The organism is Chachezhania sediminis (assembly GCF_009765275.1).
Taxonomy (GTDB): Bacteria; Pseudomonadota; Alphaproteobacteria; order Rhodobacterales; family Rhodobacteraceae; genus Chachezhania; species Chachezhania sediminis.
This window is the reverse complement of record NZ_VOPH01000009.1, coordinates 91,365-111,125: the sequence shown is the minus strand read 5'-3', so window position 1 is coordinate 111,125 and position 19,761 is coordinate 91,365. Positions and strand designations below refer to the sequence as shown.

The following is a 19,761-nucleotide window of genomic DNA, read 5'->3' as shown; positions in this document are numbered from 1 at the left end:
TTGCCTTCTAAACGGCAATGATCAATCGGCGCCCGGTCAAATTTTGGTGCAAGTACGCCCCGCCCCCGCAAAGGGGCCCGGATCGGACGAGCCTCATTCAGGTTCTTTTACGCGTTTTCACGTGACCCGTTCAGGGAGACCTGCGGGATCGGCCCCGGGCGCCCGGTGCGGTCAGGCGCTCTGACCGGTGGGGCCGGCGCCCGGGGTCACCCGCCCTACCCCGTCGTTTCGGCCCCCACCGGATTGAACAGGGTGCCGACATTGGTGATCTCCACCTCGACCTCCATGCCGGGTTCCAGGAACAGCTGCGGCTTGCGATACCGGCCGACACCGCCCGGCGTGCCGGTCGCGATGACGTCACCCGGCATCAGCGTCAGCACGGTCGAGGCATAGGCGATCAGGTCCGGGATCGGGATCGCCATGTCGCTGAAGGGCGTGTGCTGTTCGACATTGCCGTTGACGCGGGTCGTCAGCGACTGGGCAGTGATGTCGCCGACCTCGTCCGATGTCGCGATCCAGGGCCCCATGGAACCCGAACGTTCGAAACTCTTGCCCGGCCAGAACTGGGTCGTGTGGTTCTGGTAGTCGCGGACCGACCCTTCGTTGAAACAGGAATAACCTGCGATATGGTCCCAGGCCCTTTCGGCCGGGATGTGCCGGCCTTCCTTGCCGATGACCACGGCCAGTTCGCCCTCGTAATCGAACTCGCGGCTGGCATTCGGGCGTTCGATGGGCACGCCATGGCCCACGACCGACCGCGGGTAGCGGGTGAAGATCGACGGGTATTCCGGATGCGGGCGCCCGGATTCCAGGATATGCGGCAGGTAGTTCAGGCCGATGCACAGGATCTTTTCCGGGTCCGGCACCGGCGGCAGCATGGTGACATCGGCCATGGGCATGGCCGCGCCCACGCCCTCCAGCCGCGCCACCGCACCGGCGGCCAGAACGGCGCGCAGCGTCGGGAATTCGGCGCCCAGCTTGGCCCCCGCATCCAGGACATCCGTGCCGACGGCCGTGCCATAGGTCGCCGTGCCATCGGGTTTCTTGAAGGATACCAGTCGCATCTCGCGCTCCTGTCTTTGTTGGTTCAGCCGTCCAGCGAGGCCAGGAAGCCCGCCAGGTTTTCCTCGGCAAAGGCCAGGACCGCGTCGTTCTCGAAGACACCGTCTGTGACCGATGCATTGGCCATCGGCACGACCACCTCCTTGCAGGGGAAGACCCGGGCCAGCATGCCGTTCAGAACGTATTTCAGATGCGCCTGCGCGCGGACACCCCCCAGCGCCCCGCCCGAGGTCGTGACCACGAAACAGGGCTTGTCCACGAAGACCGAGGCAAAGGCCGGGCGCGAGGCCCAGTCGATGGCGTTCTTCAGGACGCCCGGAACGCTGTAATTGTATTCCGGCGTCACGAAGACCACCCCGTCGGACTGCGCGATGGCACTTATGAAGGCCGCGACGGCGGGATCGTCCTGCACATCGGCATTGTAGTGCGGCAGAAGCCCGATATCGGCGGTGTCGCAATTGGCGCCGCAGCCCAGACGCCCGATCAGCGCGCGGACCACCGCCCGGGACGAGGAGGCGGCCCGCAGGCTGCCAGGGATGAAAAGCAGTCTTGGCATCGGAAAAATCTCCGGGTCAGAGGCGCGCCAGCCAGGTGGCGATGGGCGGGAACAGGGCAAGGATGACCAGGCTTGCCAGCATCGCAAGCACAAAGGGGAAGGCGCCGCGGAAGATGTCGCCGACCTTAAGGTCCGGATCGGTCATCGCCGAACGGATGGTATAGACCGACAGGCCGAAGGGCGGTGTCAGCAGGCCCATTTCCACCGCGACAACGGTCAGGACGCCGAACCAGATCAGGTCGAAGCCCGCGCTTTCCGCCACCGGCAGGGCGATGGGCAACAGGATCAGCATGATCGAGATGGAATCGATCAGGCATCCCAGCAGGATCACAAGCGCCAGGAACAGGATCAGAAAACCTGTGGGGCCCACGGGACCCGACAGGAAGAATTCGGCCAGCGTACGGGGCACGCCCGACAGGGCCAGCATCCGGGAAAAGAAGGTCGCGGCCATGATCAGGAACAGGACCGACACGGTTATCTGCCCCGTCTCGACCATCAGCTTCCACAGCGTCCGGCCGGTCAGCGACTTTCTTAGCAGCGCGATGACCAGCGCGCCGGCGGCACCGGCGGCACCGGCTTCGGTCGGGTTGAAGAAACCGCCGTACAGCCCGCCCAGCACCAGCGCCATCAGCGTCAGGATCGGCACCGCCTTGCGGATCATCTGACCCGTGGTGATGTCGTGGTATTCGGCGGTATCCGCGATCTCGGTGAAAACGAAATCGCGGCGGGTCTTCGCCAGCACGAAGATCGTGATCATGAAGACCACGGACAGCAGGATCCCCGGCCCGATGCCGGCCAGGAACATCCGGCCCACGGATTCCTCGGCCAGGACGGCATAGACGATCATCAGAAGCGACGGCGGGATCATCATCCCCAGCACCGACGACCCGGCCACGACCCCGGTCGCGAACTTGGTCGTGTAGCCATGCCGCGTCATCTCTGGCACCGCGACGCGCGCGAACACGGTGGCCGAGGCGATGGAGATCCCGGTGATCGAGGCAAAGACCGCGTTGGCAAAGACGGTCGCCACGCCCAGTCCCGCGGTCACGCGGCGCAGCAGACGTTCGAAGACCTCGAACGTGTCGCGGCCCACGTTGGACACGGTGACCAGAAGCCCCATCAGCACGAACAGGGGCACGACCGCGAACAGGTATTCCTCCAGCGCGTCGTTGGCCACGGCCGCGATCATGCGGGTGGCGACGGTGTCGCTGCGGATCAGCGCCACGCCCACGAAGGACACGCCCAGCATGGAAATGCCGATGGGCATGCCGATGAAGATCAGGACCAAAAGGCCGCCTACGGCAAGGAAGCCGATTTCCATCGGGCTCATGCGCCTGTCCCCCGGGCGGCAGTGCGGAAGGCGGCGACCGTGCGGAACAGCGATTCCAGCGCGGCCACGCCGACGCCGATCATGATGGCGACACGAAAGGGCCAGGTCGCCAGCGTGGCGATGCCTGGCACGCCGATGAACTCGGCCGATGCATAGTCCTTGGTGACGATCCGCAAGGTCGCCCAGGCGATCAGGCCCAGAAGCAAGGCGGCCACCAGATCGAAAAGGCCGCCCAGCACGGCGCCGGCGCGGGGATGGCGGTCGCAGAAACCGGGATACCAGATTTCCGTCCGGGCCAGCCGGTCGGTGCGGATCGTCGCGGCCAGTTGCAGGTAGACGATCATCACCAGCGTCAGCGCCCCGAGTTCGGACACCAGGGGCAGCGAGGCGCCCATCAGGTTTCGCGCCAGGATATCGGCGCAGATGATCAGCATCAGGACCCCGATCAGCAGCGTGCCAAGGGCGGCCAGCCCTTCGACGATCCAGGACCAGAGCCGCAGGGGCACAGGGCGGGAACGCCCCCCGCCGGGGGCGCCCTGTGTCAGGTCATGTGTCACGGTCACGGGCCCCGGTCAGAGCTCGCTGTCCCAGTCGCGGGCGGGCGTTTCTCCCCGGGCCCGCAGACCCGCCATGTACTGGCTCATGAACTCCTTCGCCGGAATGCCGCGCTCTTCCAGGGATGCGGCCCAGTCGGTGGCCAGCGCCGGCAAGGCGTTCACCCAGGCGGTGCGTTCCTCGGGCGGCATCGGGATGATCTTCACCGGCGTGCTTTGGTCCGCGCCCAGTTCGACCATCTTGTTCAGCGCGAATTCATGCCGTTCGACAAGGTCCTGGCCATGGGCCGTGGTATAGTCCTGCCCGGCCTGGATCATGGCGTTCTGCACCTCTTCCGGCAGGTCGTTCCAGACGTCCCGGTTGATCGCCACAGCGCCCGAGAACGCGGCCCCGGCATCGAAGCGATGGATATACGGGGCCACCTCGTAAAGCTTGATCGGCAGCGCCCCCAGCGCCAGCGTCAGCACCCCGTCGGACACGCCGGTCTGAACGTCGGTGTAGAAGGTCGGAAGTGCGCCGTCGACCGCATTGGCCCCGGTGCCCCGCAGCCAGTTGCCCAGCACGCCCGGCGCCGACAGCTTCAGCCCGTCGATCTCGGCGATGCTTCCGATCTCTTCCTTCAGGTAGATATCGTAAAGATCGGTCGCCGTCAGGCCCAGGACCTTCAGGTTGTGGCTTTCCCACTCCTCCAGGAAGGCCTCGTTCGTTTCGAGCAGTTCCTGCATCGTGTCCAGCAGCGCGGGCGGGTTCGCGGTGGCAAAGGGGGCGTTGGACGATGCCTGGCTCAGCGGCAGCTTCGCCGCCTCCAGGAACGAAAACACCCAGCCCACGTCGGTGATCCCCTCCTCGACCGAGGTCAGCGTGGCATTTGCCTTGTAAAGCTGGCCGCCGAAGGCCTCGTTCCATTCGATCTGGTAGTTTCCGGTCTCGGCCAGGATCTCGTCCGTGCGGGCCATGAAGACCGTCTTGATCATGCCGACCCACGGCACCACCGTCGGATGGCTGGACGCCACCGTCAGCGGGATCACTTCCTGCGCCCAGAGGGCACCCGGCGCCATCAGCGCCGCTGTCGCAAGCGAGGCGAGCAGTTTCTTCATCTTCCGTTCCTCCCTGAACTTGTTTTCTTTAGGCTTGGCTTCTTATGCGATGACCGCGCGTTGGGTCGAAAAGTCGATCCTGACGGTCATCGAACCTTCGTTGATCAGCCACGGACGCACCGTGAACCGGCGCGCACCGGCCCGGTGCATCGGGTCGTTTTCGGCAATGGCCACCGCCTCTTTCCGCGATCCTGCGCGGACGATGACCATCCCCTCTCCTTCCCAGCTTTGTTCGTCGTCTGTCCACATGGGCCCGGCCGCGAACATGATCCCCTGCTGTTCCAACGACACCTGGAATTTCAGGTGTTCCTCCAGATTGGCGAAGACCGGGCCCATGCCGTCCACCGGGGTGGTAAAGATGGCGTAAAGCTGTTTTTGCAGCATGCCCTTGCTGGCCTCCAACACGCCGGCGGCGGGCACCGATTTCGGATTGTCTTCCTCTGCCAAGTCCTTCCTCCCCCTTGGTGGCCGTTTATCCGGCCTTTCTGTCGGTCAATTCCGCCCGGATCGCCGCGCCGTGTTCGTCCAGGTACGGCGGCGGGACCAGATCCAGGTCCGGGACCCCGTCGAATGCGTATGGCGCGCGCACGGTGGTGTAGGTTCCCATTTCGCTGTGTGGCACCGTCACCTTGATCTTCAGGTGCTGCGCCTGCGGGTCCTCCAGCGCCTCGTCCGCATCATAGGCGGGCGAATGCGGCACCTCGTTTTCCAGCAGCAGGGCGCACCATTCGTCCCGGGTCTTCGTCCTGAAGACCGGCGTGAAGATCTCGATCAGGTCGTCCTGATGCCTGATCCGTTCCAGCCGCTCGCCGAAGCGCGGATCGTCGTCCAGCTGCGGCTGGCCCGTGGCGTCCAGAAGCCCGGTCCAGAACTTCCGGGGCGAAGACATGTGGATCGCCACCCATTTCCCGTCGGCACATTCGAAGGTGTAGCTTTGCGACACGACCGGCCGCGACAGCGGCCCCATGATCTCGCCCTCGGAATAGTAGTGGGTAAAGCTGTCGAGGTTGAAATGCGCCATTGCCTCCAGCATCGAGATGTCGATGCGGCGGCCCTTGCCGGTTTCCTTCCGTTCCAGTAGGGCGGCAAGGCAGGCCAGGGCAGCGTACTGGCCGGTCACGGCATCGGCGATGGCGGGACCGATCACCCGGGGGTTCGTCGGCGGGGTCAGCAGCCGCAGGTAACCGCTGGCGGCCTGCGCCACCGTGTCGAAGGCCGGGCGGTCCCGCGACGGGCCTGTCTGGCCAAAGCCGGAAATGGCGCAATAGATCAGGCCGGGGGCGACCTTGCGCAGGTCGCCTTCACCCACGCCCAGCTTTTCGGCAACGCCGGGGCGGAAATTCTGGATGAAGACGTCGGCCCCCGCGATCAGGTCCATGAAGACCGCCAGGTCCCCGGCATCCTTGGTGTCCAGCGCGATGGACCGCTTGTTGCGGTTGTAGGTCTGGAAATGCGGGGAATAGAGCCCGCCCTTGAACGCGCGGAACGGATCGCCGGTTTCGGGGCGTTCCACCTTGATCACGTCGGCGCCCAGGTCCGCCAGATGCATGCCCGCGGCCGGACCGGTGATGTAGGTGCCCAGTTCGACGACGCGGATTCCCTTCAGAAGCTTGACCATCTCGTTTACTCCGCCACCTTGTCGCGACTGGCGGGCATCCTGCCGTCGTACTCGATGGCCAGATCCGCCTTGTGGGACAGGATGAAGCCGATGGACCGCTGTGCTTCCTCGAACAGATGCGCGGACAGTCCCGCCGCGCGGGCGATCAGCGGCACGGCCTTCATCGCATCGACCGGCCAGCCGGCATCCAGGATTGTGGCCGGAATCGCGCCCGACACATTGATCGGCAGCGACCGCCCGACGATCCTGGTCGCGTGCTTGTCCACCAGCCGCAGCGCGCCGACATAAGTACCGGTCACGCCCAGATCGTCGGCGATGGCCAACAGCCTGTTGGCCCGCGGATCGCCGCCGCTGTGCTGGGGATGGCCCATGCCGGCCACTTTCATGCGCCTGTCGCGGTGCTCCTCCAGGCTGGCGACGACGACATCTTCCAGCGAAGCGCCGTCGGCCTCGGCCTTTGCCACCAGGTCGTGAAGATAGCGCCCCGCCGCCTCGGAACTGCCTGCCACCACGCTGCCCATGCCCAGAAGCCCTGCGGCCATCGCGCCCTGCCAGGATTCAGGGCCCGCCGCCAATGTCATGCGCGCGGCTTGCACCGACGGCACCAGCCCGTGTTCGGCAATCGCGACCAGGCAGGCATCCATCATCCGGGCCTGCGCCGCGGTCGGCTTCTCGCCCAGCACCAGAAGCCAGAGGTAGTCGGTAAAGTTGATCTGGCCGATCAGCTCGTCGCACAGGTCATGGCCGCGCACGGTGATCGTGTCCGCGTCCGATGTCGCGATCGCGGTGAATGCCTGGTTCTGCTTGCCGATGCGCATCGTGGTCTCCTGGTGGTCTCTCGTCAGTTTTTCGGTATCCGAAAACTTTTTCTGTTGCCGAAATTATCGGCCGCCTCTAGGCTGAGCGTCAAGAAGAAAAGCCGACCCCAAGGCCCGGCGCAGATCGCAGCGGAGGAGAGAGATGCGCGATATCAACCAGTTCACGGTCACGCAGGCGGTGAAAGATTCCTTCAAGACCGAACCCGGAAGCCGCTTCGAGCAGCTGCTTCAGGGGCTGATCGATCACCTGCACGACTTCACGCGCGAACATAACCTGACGCACGAGGAATGGATGGGAGTGCTGAACTTCCTCTATGATTGCGGTCAGATCTCGACGCCCGAGCGGCACGAATTCATCCTGCTGTCGGACGTGCTGGGCTTTTCCGCGCTGGTCGACATGATCAACACCAAGGGCGGCGCGACCGAGGGGTCGAACCTTGGGCCCTTCTACCTGGACAATGCCCCGCGCAAGGCCCTGGGCTGCAACCTGGCCGACGACCGCGAAGGCGTGACGGTGCTGGTCCACGGCAAGGTCACGGATTCGCTGCACAACCCGCTGCCCGGCGCGATCATCGACACCTGGCAGGCCGACAGCGCCGGCACCTATCCGATCCAGGAACAGGAGCAGGGTCAGGACAAGTACGACCTGCGCGGCATCTTCGAAGCCGACGACCACGGCCGCTACTACTACACCACCGTGCTGCCCAAGCCCTATACGGTTCCCTACGACGGCCCCGTAGGCGACCTGCTGCGCGCCGGCAACCGGCATGCGTGGCGGGCGGCGCATCTGCATTTCATGGTTCGGGCGCCGCGCATGGCATCGATCACGACCGAACTGTTCTTCGAGAACACCGAATACATCGACAACGATGCCGTCTTCGGCGTACGCCGGTCGCTGATCACGAAACTGCAGCCGGCCAAGAACCTGGACGCGCTTGGCTACGCGCTGGAAAAGAAACCCGACGCCGTGTGCGAGTTCAACTTCGTGCTGGCCCCCGAAGGCTGAGACATGACCGGCACCGACAGGCCCCCGGAATTCGTCGAAGGACTGGCAAAGGGTCTGGCGATCCTTGAAGCCTTCGACGCGGATCATTCCGAGATGACCCTGTCGGAACTGGCCCGTCGCGTGGGCCTGTCGCCGGCCGCCGCGCGGCGGTCGCTGATCACCCTGTCGACGCTGGGTTACGTGGGTCAGAAGGACAAGCGGTTCCATCTACGCCCCAAGATCATGACGCTTGGCACGGCGTTCTATTCGTCGGCCCGGATCGACGAGTTGCTGCAGCCCGACCTGCGCCAGCTGGTGGGCCATTTCGGCGATGCTTCCTCGGTCGGCACGCTGGATGGCGGCGACGTGATCTATGTCGCCCACCATTCCGTCCAGCGCGCGCGGCGCGCCACCGCCGTGATCGGCGCGCGCTATCCGGCCTATGCCACGTCGATGGGGCGCGTCCTGCTGGCGGCGATGCCGGACGACAAGCTGGACGCTTATCTGGCCGCTGTGACGATGGAACCCCTGACGTCGCAGACCTGCACCGATCCCTGCCGCCTGCGCGAAGACCTGATCCGCGTCCGCAAGGACGGCTATGCCACCACGGTCGATCAACTGGATTACGGCATCACCGCGCTGGCCGTTCCGGTGCGTGATCCTTCGGGGACGACGATCGCGGCCGTCAACACCTCTGGCTACACGGGCATGGTGACGGTGCAGCAACTGGTGTCCGAACGCCTGCCCACCTTGCGGGAAACCGCCTCGCATATCGCGCACCAGATCGCGCGCTATCCCGTCCTGCAAACCGTACTGGGCGACTGACGACTGCAAGAAGAACGTTAGTAAATCTCTGGGAGGAGATCACGATGTGTCATCTTTGTGGACCGGCGATGCCGGCTGCCTTGTGCCGTGCGCCGAAAACCGTCCTGCGCAGCCCCGCCGATACACCGTCGGGCCGACCCGCCACCAGCCCCGAAACCTTGCCGCTGTCGGCCGGCCAGCCGGGGCGGCGCGTGCTGATCAAGGGCGGAATGGTCCTGTCGATGGACGACGCCGTGGGCAACTTCGCCAGGGGCGACGTGCTGGTCGAAGGCCCCAAGATCGTCCAGATCGCGGCCCAGATCGATCCGGGTGACGCCGCGGTGATCGATGCGGCGGGCAAGATCGTGATGCCGGGCTTCGTCGACACCCACCACCACCAGTTCGAAACCGGCCTGCGGTCCAGCCTGCCCGACGCCATCCTTGTCCCCGACGGCCAGCCCGAGAACACGATCAACTATTACGAGACGATGCTGCAGAACTATTCGCAGCATTACCGGCCCGAAGACGTCTATATCAACGAACTTTACGGCGGACTGGCGCAGCTGGATGCCGGGGTGACGACGGTGATGGATGTCAGCCAGATCCACCATTCGCCCGAACATTCCGACGCGGTGGTAAAGGGCCTGCAGGACGCCGGCCGCCGCGCGGTCTTCGGCTATTTCGAAGGCTGGTGGGAAGGCAACCAGTATCCGGGCGACGCCGTGCGCCTGCGCTCGGACCACTTCTCGTCCGACGACCAGCTGCTGACCATGGTCATGGGGGGCGAGATCTACATTCCCGGCTATGAAAACGCCTGGAAGGTGGGACGCGAACTGGACCTGCAGATCGCGCTGCATGTCGTGGGCACCTTCGGCATGGCGCCCACCTTCGACGAGCTGGCGAAATCCGGCGCTTTCGGGCCGGACAACATCTTCATCCACATGACGGGCATATCGGATTTCGCATGGAAAACGGCGGCCGATGCAGGATCGCATGTGTCGCTGTCAGTTCCGATCGAGATGCACATGCGCCACGGCCAGCCGCCGATCCAGCGGGCGCTGGATCTGGGGATGGGCCTGTCGCTGTCGTCGGATGTGGAATGCACCATGTCCGCGGATTTCTTCACCCAGATGCGCGGGCTGATCACGTTGCAGCGGATGAACGTGAATGACGCAGCCCTTGGCGGTGCGGCCGAGTACCCGAAGCTGATGCGCTGCATGGACGCGATCCGCCATGCCACCATTGAGGGCGCAAAGGGTCTGCGGCTGGACCACAAGACAGGCTCGCTCACGCCGGGGAAAGAGGCGGACATCATCCTTCTGGATGCCGAGGCAATCAACGTGGCACCGGTCAACAACGTCCCCGGTGCGGTGGTCACCCTGATGGACCGCTCGAACGTCGATACCGTCATGGTCGCGGGCCAGATCCGCAAGTGGCAGGGCAAGCTTCTGGGTCACGACATGGCCAAGCTGGGCACGGAACTGGCCGCCAGCCGCGACTACATCTTCGAAAAGGCGGGGATCGAACAGGATCTCTTTGCCTGAACGTCCGGCGGGTCCCCTTGCGGACCTGCCTCCTGCCCCAGACAGAAAGGTTTCACCCATGCTGTTTCCCACCTCTCTTGTCGGCAGTTACTGCCAGCCCGACTGGCTGATCGACCGCGAGAAGCTGAAAGGCCAGTTCCCGCCCCGCACCCGCGCGAAGGAGCTGTGGCGCATTCCAGAACCCCTGCTGAAGGAGGCGCAGGACGACGCCACCATCGTGGCCATCCGCGACCAGGAACTGGCGGGGCTCGATATCATCACGGACGGGGAAATCCGGCGTGAAAGCTACTCCAACCGGCTGGCCACCGCGCTTGGCGGGCTGGACTTGGACAATTACGGCACCGTCATCACCCGGTCCGGCCAGCCGGTGCCGGTGCCGCGGATCGTGGGGCCGATCACAAGGGAACGGCCGGTGGAGGTGGAGGACCTGAAGTTCCTGCGCGCCCTTACCGACCGGCAGATCAAGATCACGCTTCCCGGACCTTTCACCATGAGCCAACAGGCCGTCGACGAATATTACGGCGACCCCGCGATGGCCGCGATGGCCTATGCCGAGGCTGTGCGGGAAGAAATCGCCGATCTCTTCGCTGCCGGTGCCGACGTGGTGCAGCTGGACGAACCCTGGATGCAGGCCCGCCCCGAACCGGCAGAGGACTACGGGCTGGCCGCCCTGAACGCAGCCCTCGAAGGGGCTGCCGGAACGACGGCCGTCCATATCTGCTTTGGCTATGCGGCGATGACCAAGACCCGGCCCGACGGCTATTCCTTCCTGCCGCAGATGAAGGATTGCCTCTGCGACCAGATCTCAATCGAGACGGCGCAGGCCAACCTGGATACCTCGGTCCTGGAGGAGGTGCGGGGCAAGACGATCATCCTGGGCGTTCTGGACCTGTCGGACCAGACGGCGGAAACGCCGGAGGTGGTGGCGGCCCGGATCCGGCGGGCCCTGCCGCATGTGAATGCCGACAAGGTGGTCGTGGCGCCGGATTGCGGGTTGAAATACCTGCCCCGCGACGTGGCCTTCGGCAAGATGCAGTCGATGGCGCGAGGAGCCGCGATCGTGCGGGCAGAGGTGTCGTAGGACGCGTTGCGGTGCGTGGGGACCACGCACCCTACGGCAAGACCCTTTCGGAGCGCTACGCGCTCCGGTTCGCGCCCGACCCGCCCCCCAAGGCGGGCGCGAATGGCCCGGACGTTGGACGGATCTTCAAGGTTGATCGCCTACCGAACGGCGGTCCCGACGTTTCTGCGCCCACCCTCGGGTCGGGCGCGAACCTGTCGGTGCTCCATGTGGCAAGGGCAGAAGACTAGCCCCCGATCCCCTGTTCCGCGACCTCGAAGAACGCCGTAACCAGCTTGGCATTCGACCGTTCCCGCAGGCAGACCAGCGCTTCCTCCATCAGCATCGGCGGCGTGTCGATCTCGATGGGTACGAACCGCGGATCCGCCCCGAATTCCGCGCTGGAGACGAACCCCACGCCGGCGCCCGATCCCACGATCTCGCGCACCGCCTCGCGGCCCTCGGCCTCGATGGCGGGGACCAGGGTCACGCCCTCCTCGGCCGCGCGCTCCTCCAGCCGCTGGCGCGTCTTCGACCCCTGTTCGCGCAGGACCAGCGGGTAACGGGCAAATTCGGCCAGCGTCATCTTCCCCCGCGCGGCGGTCGGATGGCCGGCCCGTGCGAATCCGATGATCGGCGTGGCGTTCAGCGTCAGCGTCACGAAATCCCGCCCGCCGGGAATTTCCCCCAGCACACCCAGATCCGCGTCATAGGCGTGCAGGCTGTTCAGCACGCTTTGCGAATTGCCCGCCCGCAGGACGATCTGCACACCGGGATAACGCGCCTTGAACCTCTCCAGCGCCGGGATCACGTGGTGCGCCGCATCCGCCACGATCCTGAGCTGCCCCGACCGCAGCGCCCGGGACTCCGTCAGCAGCTCCAGCGCCTGGCTTTCCACGTCGAACAGGCGGTGGGTGATCTTCAAGAGCTCCTCGCCCTGTTGTGTCAGCGTCACCTGCTTGTTGCGGCGATTGAAGAGGAGGATGTCGTATTCCTCCTCCAGCTTCCGCACCTGGTCGGAAATCGCGGGCTGGGTCAGGAACAGCGCCTCGGCCGCCCGGGAAAACCCGCCGCTGATGGCGACGTAGTGAAAGGCGCGCAGCTGCACGTAACGCATCGGTCTGGCCCCCGGCCATGGCTGTGACCCGTGAAAATCCGCCCGGATCCCCGCCCCGAAACACCAGTGTCACGTCACTGACGCAGAACGGGGCAAGAGGCGCGGCGCATGCATAAGCAAAACCTTTCATTAGATTGTTTTTATAGATTTTACAGATGGGTTTTCCCATGCGCAATGTGCCGCCAGACCCGAACATCCGTTCTCGCACCCGAAGGAGAGAGAGATGGCAGCACCCGGCGCGTTCCCGCCCCCGAAACTTGGCGAGCCCTACCTGCTGACGCCCGGGCCGCTGACGACCGACTACGGGGTGAAACAGGCGATGCTGCGCGACTGGGGCAGCTGGGACGGCGACTTCCGCGCCATGACGGCCGAACTGCGACAGCGGCTGGTGGCCATGCTGGGCGCCGGCGGCGAGGATTATACCTGCGTGCCGATGCAGGGGTCGGGGTCCTATCTGGTCGAGGCGATGCTGGGCAGTTTCGTGCCCCGCAACGGCAAGGTGCTGGTGCTGGCCAACGGCGCCTATGGCCTGCGTGCGGCCAAGACCTGCCAAACCATCGGGCGGGCCCATGTCCTGCTGGACAAGGGCGATTACATGCCGCCCCGCGGGGACGAAGTCGCCCGCATCCTGGCGGATGATCCCGCGATCACCCATGTGCTGGCGATCCATTGCGAAACCAGTTCGGGCATCCTGAACCCGGTGGCGGAAATCGCGGCGGCGGTGCAGGCGGCCGGTCGCAAGTTGCTGATCGACAGCATGTCGGCCTTTGGCGCCGTGCCGCTGGAACCGGGCGTGATACCCTATGACGCGATGGTGTCGTCGTCGAACAAATGCATCGAAGGCGTGCCCGGCTTCGGCTTCGTCATGGCGCGCAAGGCCGAGGTCATCGCTTCTGCCGGTCAGTCCCATTCGCTGGCCTTGGATGTTCATGCCCAGTGGGACTACATGGAAAAGACCGGGCAGTGGCGTTTCACGCCGCCCACCCATGTCGTCGCGGCCTTCATCGAGGCGCTGAAGATGCACGAGGCCGAAGGCGGGGTCGCCGCCCGCGGCGCGCGCTATGCCGCTAACCGGGATGCCGTCGTGGCGGGCATGCGCAGACTGGGGTTCGAAACGCTGCTGGACGACAGCTGGCTGTCGCCGATCATCGTGACTTTCTTCAGCCCGGCCGACCCGGCCTTCGATTTCGGACGGTTCTATGACGGGATGAAGGCCCGGGGCTTCATCATCTATCCGGGCAAGCTGACCGTCGCAGAAAGCTTTCGCCTGGGCTGCATCGGGCGCATGGACACAGGCGTCATGGATCGCGTCGTGGCGGCTGTCGGCGAAGCCCTGACGGAACTGGGCGTCGCCTCTGCCGCGCCGCCCGCATCCGCGTTGCAGGAACGCGCCAAGCTTCAATCCGCAGGTCAGGAGGAAATCGCATGACCCGTTTCAAGGCCGCCGTGTTCGACTGGGCCGGAACCATCGTCGATTTCGGGTCCTTTGCGCCGATGGGCGTCTTCGTGAAGGCCTTTGCCCAGTTCGGGGTCGAGGCGACCATCGAACAGGCCCGCGGGCCCATGGGATCGGCCAAATGGGACCACATCCGCGCGATGATGGACATGCCGGAAATTGCCGCCCTATGGGAAGCGAAACATGGCCGCGCCCCCACGGACGAAGATGTCGACACGGTCTACAAGGTCTTCGTGCCGATGAACGAGAAGGTCGCGGCCGATTACGCCGACCTTGTTCCGGGCGCCAAGGAAGCCGTCGACGAACTGCGCGCCATGGGGCTGAAGATCGGGTCGACCACGGGCTATACCCGGTCGATCATGGAAAACGTGCTGCCGGTGGCGGCGGCCAACGGCTATTCCCCGGACAACCTCGTCTGCTCTGACGATCTGGCCGAAGGCCGGCCCGGGCCCCTGGGCATGTACAAGTGCATGATCGACCTGGTGGTCTATCCTCCCTCTGCCGTGATCAAGGTCGACGATACCGCTCCGGGGATCGGCGAAGGGGTGGCCGCGGGCTGCCTGACCGTGGGCGTCGCCATGTCCGGCAATGCCGTGGGCAAGACGCCGCAGGAACTGGCCGCCCTGCCCGCGGACGAGGTACAGCGCCTGCGCGATCATGCCACCGCGATCCTGAAGGCCGCCGGAGCCGATTACGTGATCGACACCGTGGCCGACCTGCCGGCGCTGCTGCGGTCGCTGGAGGCCTGACCCTGTTGCGGCTGCGTCACGGCGGCCGTTTTCAGCGATTGAACGCCGGAAGACCTGGCGTTGCGTGACGAGTTCTGGCCCCGGACCGCGGCCGAACTGGCCACTGCGATTGCCGTGGGCGACCTTTCCGGCGTCGACCCAACCGAAGCCGCGATCGCGCGCATGAAAGCCGTGAAACTGAAGCTGGGTGCCATGGTCGACGCACTGCCCGAGGAAGCCCTTGAAGGCGCCCGCGCCGACGACACGGACGGCGCGCGGCGCGAGGAATTGGGCATCCTGCATGGCGTGCCGGTCACGACCAGGATGAACGCCGACATGAAGGCCCGCGCCACGGCCAACGGCGGCCCGCCTTCAAGGACCTGATCGCGCCCGAGGACGGTTCGGTCCTGCGGGCATCGGGGGCGGTGCTCATCGGGCTGACCAAGACCTCGGCCTTGTCGATGGGCGTCGTCAAACGAAGGCCGGCGCTTCATGACGCCGGCCTTCACCTTGTCCCAGACGATTCTGGGGGCACGGGGCTGGCCCGGGCCCGGGTCAGGTCACTTGACCTCGATCTCGGGCACGTCCTGGATGGTGACGGCAGCCAACTCGTCCTCGGACCAGGTCGTCCACCAGTCGAAGGCATAGTCGCTTTCGACGCGGATGCGTTCCAAATTGGCTTGGATCTCGGCCGCGGCCTCCTCGGCCGTCATCTGGTCGAACATGACCGCAGGAATGGCCTGCGCGATCACGTCGTTCAGTTCGGTGGGCCAGATCCAGTCCAGATAGCTGATGGTGTGGGGTGCGAAATCCTCGATCAGCTGCGGGGCCAACGGTTCGTCGCCCGGCGCCACGCCCACGACCGACGGGATCAGCGGGTTCAGCGGTGCCAGCAGCAGTTCGGCCTGGTCGGGACGGCTGATGAATTCCAAGAACTGGGCGGCCACGGGGATCATGTCCGGCGCAATGAAGGACGGAATCGACCAGGCCACGTCCGCGCCGCCCCCATGCTGCGACACGACGCCTGCCGCATCGGTCACCAGCGGGAATTCGAAGACGCCGATCTCGAAATCCGGATCCGCGCGGCGCACGGCGCCCAGTTCCCACGTGCCGCCGTACAGCATCGCCGCCCGGCCCTGAAGGAAGGTCGCCCGCATCGCGTCGCGGCCAACGTTGAGCGTAGAGATGTTCAGAAGCCCGCCATCGACGAAGCCCTTCAGCGCCTCCAGCGCCTGGGCCACTTCGGGCGTGTCAAAACTGCCGTCACCGCTCAGCGCGGCCGACACCGCCTCGATCGATTTGTTGCCGGTGGTCTGGGCAAAGGTCTCCATGAACCACATCGGCCAGTAGCCCACGTCCTGTCCGCGCTGGACCATGGGCTGCACGCCAGGCTTGCCATCGGCCACGGCCTGGCCCACTGCCACCAGTTCGTCGAACGTCTCGGGCGGTGTCAGGCCCAGTTCGTCGAACATGGTCTTGTTATAGACGAAGGCCGCGGTCGAACTGTCGCTGACCGGCACCGCCCAGACCCGGTCGCCCAAGGTGTACTGGCCCAGCGAGCCGCCGGCGAAGCGGGCGGCAAAGGGTTCGACCACGGGCGTGATGTCCATCAGGATGCCCGAGGCCGCCAGCGACGCATTGATCGTGCCGGTGTTGTAGACGACGTCCACCGCCTCGCCCGCCAGCCGCGCGGCGGCCAGGTTCTGCGGCATCTCGTTCCACTGGCCGGTCCAGCGCATTTCCACGTCGCAGCCATAGGCCTTCGCGAAGTTGGCCGCGACCTTGTCCCAACCGGCCTCTTCCTCGGGCGAGTTCTTGGCCGTGCCCAGCACGTGCAGCACGCAGTCGTCGCCGAACTGGGCCAAAGCCGGGACCGGCAGCGTCACGCTGGCGGACAAAAGCGCCAGGCCAACTGCCGCGGGAAACATTCTGGTGTCGGTCAAGGGAACCTCCTGTGCAGGGCGCCCGGTCCACGGAACGCTGGGGGCAAGTTTCACCGCCGGACGCTTGGGTCAAAAAATCATCATGTCAACAGAGCCGTCCAGATTTCCGGACTCGATTTCCATTTTCCAACCTTGTGCCAATTTTTGTAACCATGCTAGCCCTTCCCGCACGCGGATCTCCCGGCGGGGTCTGCCATGTCCTGCACTATGAATGGGGGCTGACCGGCCTTGGCCACACTCGCGCTCAGCAATCTTACCAAGGCCTGGTCCGGCAAGACCACCGTCCACGGCATCGATCTGGAAATCCCCGACGGCGCTTTCGTGGCCCTTGTGGGCCCATCGGGCTGCGGCAAGTCGACGACGCTGCGGATGATCGCGGGACTGGAGGAGGTCACCGCAGGCGAGATCCGGATCGGCGACCGGGTGGTGACCCATGACGAACCGCGGGATCGCGGCGTGTCGATGGTGTTCCAGAACTATGCCCTGTTCCCCCACATGACCGTGCGCGACAATATCGGCTTTGGCCTGAAGATGCGGGGCGTGGCAAAGGACGAGATCCGCCGCAAAGTCGAAGCCGCCGCCGAAACGCTGGAACTGACGGCCCTGCTGGACCGCCGGCCCAATGCCCTGTCGGGCGGACAGCGCCAGCGGGTCGCCATGGGCCGCGCCATCGTGCGGGAACCGAAGGCCTTTCTGTTCGACGAACCGCTGTCGAACCTGGATGCCCAGCTGCGGGGCCAGATGCGGGCGGAGCTGAAGAAGCTGCACCAATCCATCGGCACAACGACGCTTTACGTGACCCATGACCAGGTCGAGGCGATGACCCTGGCCGATACCGTGGTCGTCATGCGCGACGGCAGGATCGAACAGGCCGCCCCCCCGGCCGAGATCTATCGCAACCCGGCCACGAAGTTCGTGGCGGGCTTCGTCGGCACCCCGCGGATGAACTTCAGCGAGGCCGAAATCGTCGACGGCCCGGCCCTGCGGCTGGATCGCGGTCCGGTCCTGCCCCTGCCCCCCGCGCTGGCCGCACGGCCCGGCATGACCCCCGGCCGCCGGGTGACCATGGGCCTGCGGCCCGAACATGTGGGCGCCGCCGTCCCCGGCACGCCCGACGGGCCCGGCATCGTCGAGGCGCGGGTCGAACTGGTCGAAACGCTGGGTGCGGAAACGCTGGTCCATGTACGGCTGGGCACCGCGCCGATCTGCGCCAAACTGGGCCCCTTTGCCGCGGCAAAGGAGGGCGAGACGGTCCGCCTTGAACTGGAAACGAGCGAGATCCGCCTGTTCGACACAGAAACGGAGCGCGCGTTGTGACCGGTGCACCCGCCCTTTCTCGCGCAGCGCGCGCGCGGCGGTTGCGCACCGACCTGACCGGCTGGGCCTTCGTGGCGCCGGCGCTTCTGCTGTTCCTGCTGTTCGTCATCTGGCCGATGGGACATGCCGTCTGGATCAGCCTGCACCGCTGGGACGGGTTGGGCCAGATGGCCTGGCTGGGCCTCGACAACTATCGCTTCGTCTTCGGTGACAAGGTGTTCTGGAAGGCGATGCACAACACCTTCATCTATGCCTTCGGCGTGACCGTCGCAAAGAACCTGCTGGCCCTTGGCCTGGCGCTGCTGCTGAACCGGCCGCTGCGTGGGCGGGGGTTCTTCCGCACGGCGTCCTTCACGCCTGTCGTCCTGTCCTTCGTCGTCGTGGGCGTCTTGTGGAGCTGGATCTTCGACCCGACCTTCGGCCTGCTGAACGCGGTGCTGTGGGCCCTGGGCCTGCAGGGCCTGATCCAGGGCTGGCTGAGCGACCCGGACATCGCGCTTTATTCCATCATGTTCGTCGATGTCTGGAAATGGACCGGCTATCACACCGTGCTGTTCCTGGCGGGTCTTCAGACCATCCCGTCGGAACTGATCGAGGCCGGCCGGCTGGAAGGCAAACCACGTCAGGTCTTTCGCCACGTGACGCTGCCCCTGCTGATGCCGGTGGTGGCCTTCAGCGTGCTTCTGTCCATCGTCGGCGCCTTCGTGTCGAACTATGACCTGGTCCGCGTGATGACTCAGGGCGGCCCCTTCCATTCGACCGAGGTTGCCCTGACCTGGATCACCACCACCGCCTTCCGCTTCAACAATTTCGGCAAGGCCGACGCGATGAGCGTAATTCTGTTCCTGATCGTGGCCGTGCTGGGCGCGGTCCAGTTCCTGCTGATGCGGCAGAGGGGCCGGGGATGAGCACCATGGTCACCGAAGGCCGACGCTCCTCGATCGCGCCACGGGTCGCCAGCTATCTGCTGATGGCGATCATGGCGGTGCTGGCGCTATATCCGCTGGTTTGGATGGCCCTGGGATCGCTGAAATCCGGCGGCGAGTTCTATACCAACATCTGGGGCCTGCCCGCCGATCCGCAGTGGCGGAACTTTCCCGACGCCTGGGTGCGGGGCGGGTTAGGGATCAAGTTCCTGAACTCTGCGATCGTCACCTTCGGCACACTGGCGATCACCCTCCCGGTGACGTCGATCGCGGCTTATGCGATCACGTCGATGGACTTCCGCGGCCGGTCGCTGGCCTATGGCGCCCTGCTGCTGGGGATCATGATCCCCTTCGGCGTGACCGCGATCCCGGTCTTTTCGGTCATCGCACAGCTGGGCCTTCTGAACACGCGGCTGGCGCTGGTGCTGGTCTATTCCGCGCAGGCCGTGGCCTTTTCCACATTCCTCATGTGCGCTTTCTTCCAGTCCCTTCCGGCCGAGATCGAGGAGGCCGCGCGGCTGGAAGGCTGCACCCGTTTCAGCGCCTTCTGGCGGGTGATGCTGCCGCTGGCCCGTCCCGGGCTGGCCGCGCAGGCGGTCTTTGTCGGGACCACCGCCTGGAACGAATATTTCCTGGCCAGCCTGATCATCCGCGACCCCGCGCGCGAGACGATCCCCGTGGGTCTTGTCAGCTTCACTGGCCGCTATGCCACCGACTACCCGGCGCTCTTCGCCGCGCTGACCATGGCGACGCTGCCGCTGCTGGCGCTGTACCTGCTGGCACAGAAGCAGTTCGTGGCCGGCCTGACCGGCGGCGCCGTGAAGGGCTGAACCCCGCCGAAAGGA

General features: G+C 65.4%; 20 protein-coding genes. 10 read left to right on the top strand and 10 right to left on the bottom strand.

What is annotated here, in order from left to right; all coding sequences use genetic code 11:
- Window positions 1–215: 215 nt before the first annotated feature.
- From FQK05_RS20855 to FQK05_RS20820, 8 genes are read right to left on the bottom strand one after another with little or no spacing between them, the layout of a single operon-like run.
- On the bottom strand, window positions 216–1,064 hold the full coding sequence (locus tag FQK05_RS20855; protein ID WP_158970528.1) for a fumarylacetoacetate hydrolase family protein: 849 nt from the start codon (window positions 1,062–1,064) through the stop codon (window positions 216–218).
- A 23-nt stretch (window positions 1,065–1,087) separates the two neighbouring features.
- Window positions 1,088–1,618 carry an NADPH-dependent FMN reductase gene (locus tag FQK05_RS20850; RefSeq protein ID WP_158970526.1) on the bottom strand — a complete coding sequence of 177 codons (531 nt, stop codon included), beginning with the start codon at window positions 1,616–1,618 and terminating at the stop codon, window positions 1,088–1,090.
- A gap of 16 nt (window positions 1,619–1,634) precedes the next feature.
- Window positions 1,635–2,948 carry a TRAP transporter large permease gene (locus tag FQK05_RS20845; protein ID WP_158970524.1) on the bottom strand — a complete coding sequence of 438 codons (1,314 nt, stop codon included), beginning with the start codon at window positions 2,946–2,948 and terminating at the stop codon, window positions 1,635–1,637.
- Window positions 2,945–3,511 carry a TRAP transporter small permease subunit gene (locus FQK05_RS20840; protein ID WP_233270609.1) on the bottom strand — a complete coding sequence of 189 codons (567 nt, stop codon included), beginning with the start codon at window positions 3,509–3,511 and terminating at the stop codon, window positions 2,945–2,947. Before FQK05_RS20840 ends, FQK05_RS20845 begins: the two co-directional genes overlap by 4 nt.
- A 9-nt stretch (window positions 3,512–3,520) precedes the next feature.
- Window positions 3,521–4,600: a C4-dicarboxylate TRAP transporter substrate-binding protein gene (locus FQK05_RS20835; RefSeq protein ID WP_158970522.1), complete on the bottom strand. Its 1,080-nt coding sequence runs from the start codon at window positions 4,598–4,600 to the stop codon at window positions 3,521–3,523.
- A gap of 42 nt (window positions 4,601–4,642) precedes the next feature.
- Window positions 4,643–5,047 carry a YciI family protein gene (locus tag FQK05_RS20830; RefSeq protein WP_233270608.1) on the bottom strand — a complete coding sequence of 135 codons (405 nt, stop codon included), beginning with the start codon at window positions 5,045–5,047 and terminating at the stop codon, window positions 4,643–4,645.
- 25 nt (window positions 5,048–5,072) lie between these two features.
- Complete coding sequence (locus FQK05_RS20825; RefSeq protein WP_158970520.1) at window positions 5,073–6,218, bottom strand: CaiB/BaiF CoA transferase family protein; 1,146 nt, start codon at window positions 6,216–6,218, stop codon at window positions 5,073–5,075.
- A gap of 5 nt (window positions 6,219–6,223) precedes the next feature.
- The gene (locus FQK05_RS20820) at window positions 6,224–7,036 is read right to left on the bottom strand and encodes a citryl-CoA lyase (RefSeq protein WP_158970518.1); all 813 of its coding nucleotides are present in this window, start codon (window positions 7,034–7,036) and stop codon (window positions 6,224–6,226) included.
- Between the two features lie 142 nt (window positions 7,037–7,178).
- On the opposite strand from FQK05_RS20820, the gene FQK05_RS20815 reads away from it, so the two are divergent.
- From FQK05_RS20815 to FQK05_RS20800, 4 genes are all read left to right on the top strand, one after another.
- A complete protein-coding gene (locus tag FQK05_RS20815) occupies window positions 7,179–8,042 on the top strand; it encodes a dioxygenase family protein (protein ID WP_158970516.1) in 864 nt (287 codons plus the stop codon).
- Between the two features lie 3 nt (window positions 8,043–8,045).
- Window positions 8,046–8,846, top strand: a complete 801-nt coding sequence (locus FQK05_RS20810; protein ID WP_158970514.1) for an IclR family transcriptional regulator domain-containing protein — start codon at window positions 8,046–8,048, stop codon at window positions 8,844–8,846.
- Window positions 8,847–8,914: 68 nt separating this feature from the next.
- Window positions 8,915–10,369 (top strand): amidohydrolase family protein, encoded by a 1,455-nt coding sequence (locus tag FQK05_RS20805; protein WP_158970512.1) that lies wholly within the window; start codon window positions 8,915–8,917, stop codon window positions 10,367–10,369.
- 58 nt (window positions 10,370–10,427) lie between these two features.
- Window positions 10,428–11,450 (top strand): uroporphyrinogen decarboxylase family protein, encoded by a 1,023-nt coding sequence (locus FQK05_RS20800; protein ID WP_158970510.1) that lies wholly within the window; start codon window positions 10,428–10,430, stop codon window positions 11,448–11,450.
- 226 nt (window positions 11,451–11,676) lie between these two features.
- Here the strand turns inward: FQK05_RS20800 and FQK05_RS20795 are convergent, their stop codons facing one another.
- Window positions 11,677–12,546, bottom strand: a complete 870-nt coding sequence (locus tag FQK05_RS20795; protein ID WP_158970508.1) for a LysR substrate-binding domain-containing protein — start codon at window positions 12,544–12,546, stop codon at window positions 11,677–11,679.
- A gap of 223 nt (window positions 12,547–12,769) precedes the next feature.
- On the opposite strand from FQK05_RS20795, the gene FQK05_RS20790 reads away from it, so the two are divergent.
- From FQK05_RS20790 to FQK05_RS20780, 3 genes are read left to right on the top strand one after another with little or no spacing between them, the layout of a single operon-like run.
- Window positions 12,770–13,975, top strand: a complete 1,206-nt coding sequence (locus tag FQK05_RS20790; protein ID WP_158970506.1) for a 2-aminoethylphosphonate--pyruvate transaminase — start codon at window positions 12,770–12,772, stop codon at window positions 13,973–13,975.
- Complete coding sequence (gene phnX / locus FQK05_RS20785; RefSeq protein WP_158970504.1) at window positions 13,972–14,751, top strand: phosphonoacetaldehyde hydrolase; 780 nt, start codon at window positions 13,972–13,974, stop codon at window positions 14,749–14,751. Before FQK05_RS20790 ends, phnX begins: the two co-directional genes overlap by 4 nt.
- 60 nt (window positions 14,752–14,811) lie before the next feature.
- Complete coding sequence (locus tag FQK05_RS20780; RefSeq protein ID WP_158970502.1) at window positions 14,812–15,114, top strand: amidase; 303 nt, start codon at window positions 14,812–14,814, stop codon at window positions 15,112–15,114.
- A 176-nt stretch (window positions 15,115–15,290) separates the two neighbouring features.
- Here the strand turns inward: FQK05_RS20780 and FQK05_RS20775 are convergent, their stop codons facing one another.
- Window positions 15,291–16,673 carry an ABC transporter substrate-binding protein gene (locus FQK05_RS20775; protein ID WP_158970500.1) on the bottom strand — a complete coding sequence of 461 codons (1,383 nt, stop codon included), beginning with the start codon at window positions 16,671–16,673 and terminating at the stop codon, window positions 15,291–15,293.
- Window positions 16,674–16,901: 228 nt separating this feature from the next.
- Here FQK05_RS20775 and FQK05_RS20770 point away from each other — a divergent pair, with 228 nt between their 5' ends.
- From FQK05_RS20770 to FQK05_RS20760, 3 genes are read left to right on the top strand one after another with little or no spacing between them, the layout of a single operon-like run.
- Window positions 16,902–17,990 carry an ABC transporter ATP-binding protein gene (locus FQK05_RS20770; RefSeq protein WP_158970498.1) on the top strand — a complete coding sequence of 363 codons (1,089 nt, stop codon included), beginning with the start codon at window positions 16,902–16,904 and terminating at the stop codon, window positions 17,988–17,990.
- On the top strand, window positions 17,987–18,898 hold the full coding sequence (locus tag FQK05_RS20765) for a carbohydrate ABC transporter permease (protein ID WP_158970496.1): 912 nt from the start codon (window positions 17,987–17,989) through the stop codon (window positions 18,896–18,898). The genes FQK05_RS20770 and FQK05_RS20765 overlap by 4 nt, the downstream gene beginning before the upstream one ends.
- Window positions 18,895–19,746: a carbohydrate ABC transporter permease gene (locus FQK05_RS20760; RefSeq protein ID WP_158970494.1), complete on the top strand. Its 852-nt coding sequence runs from the start codon at window positions 18,895–18,897 to the stop codon at window positions 19,744–19,746. Before FQK05_RS20765 ends, FQK05_RS20760 begins: the two co-directional genes overlap by 4 nt.
- Window positions 19,747–19,761: the final 15 nt, after the last annotated feature.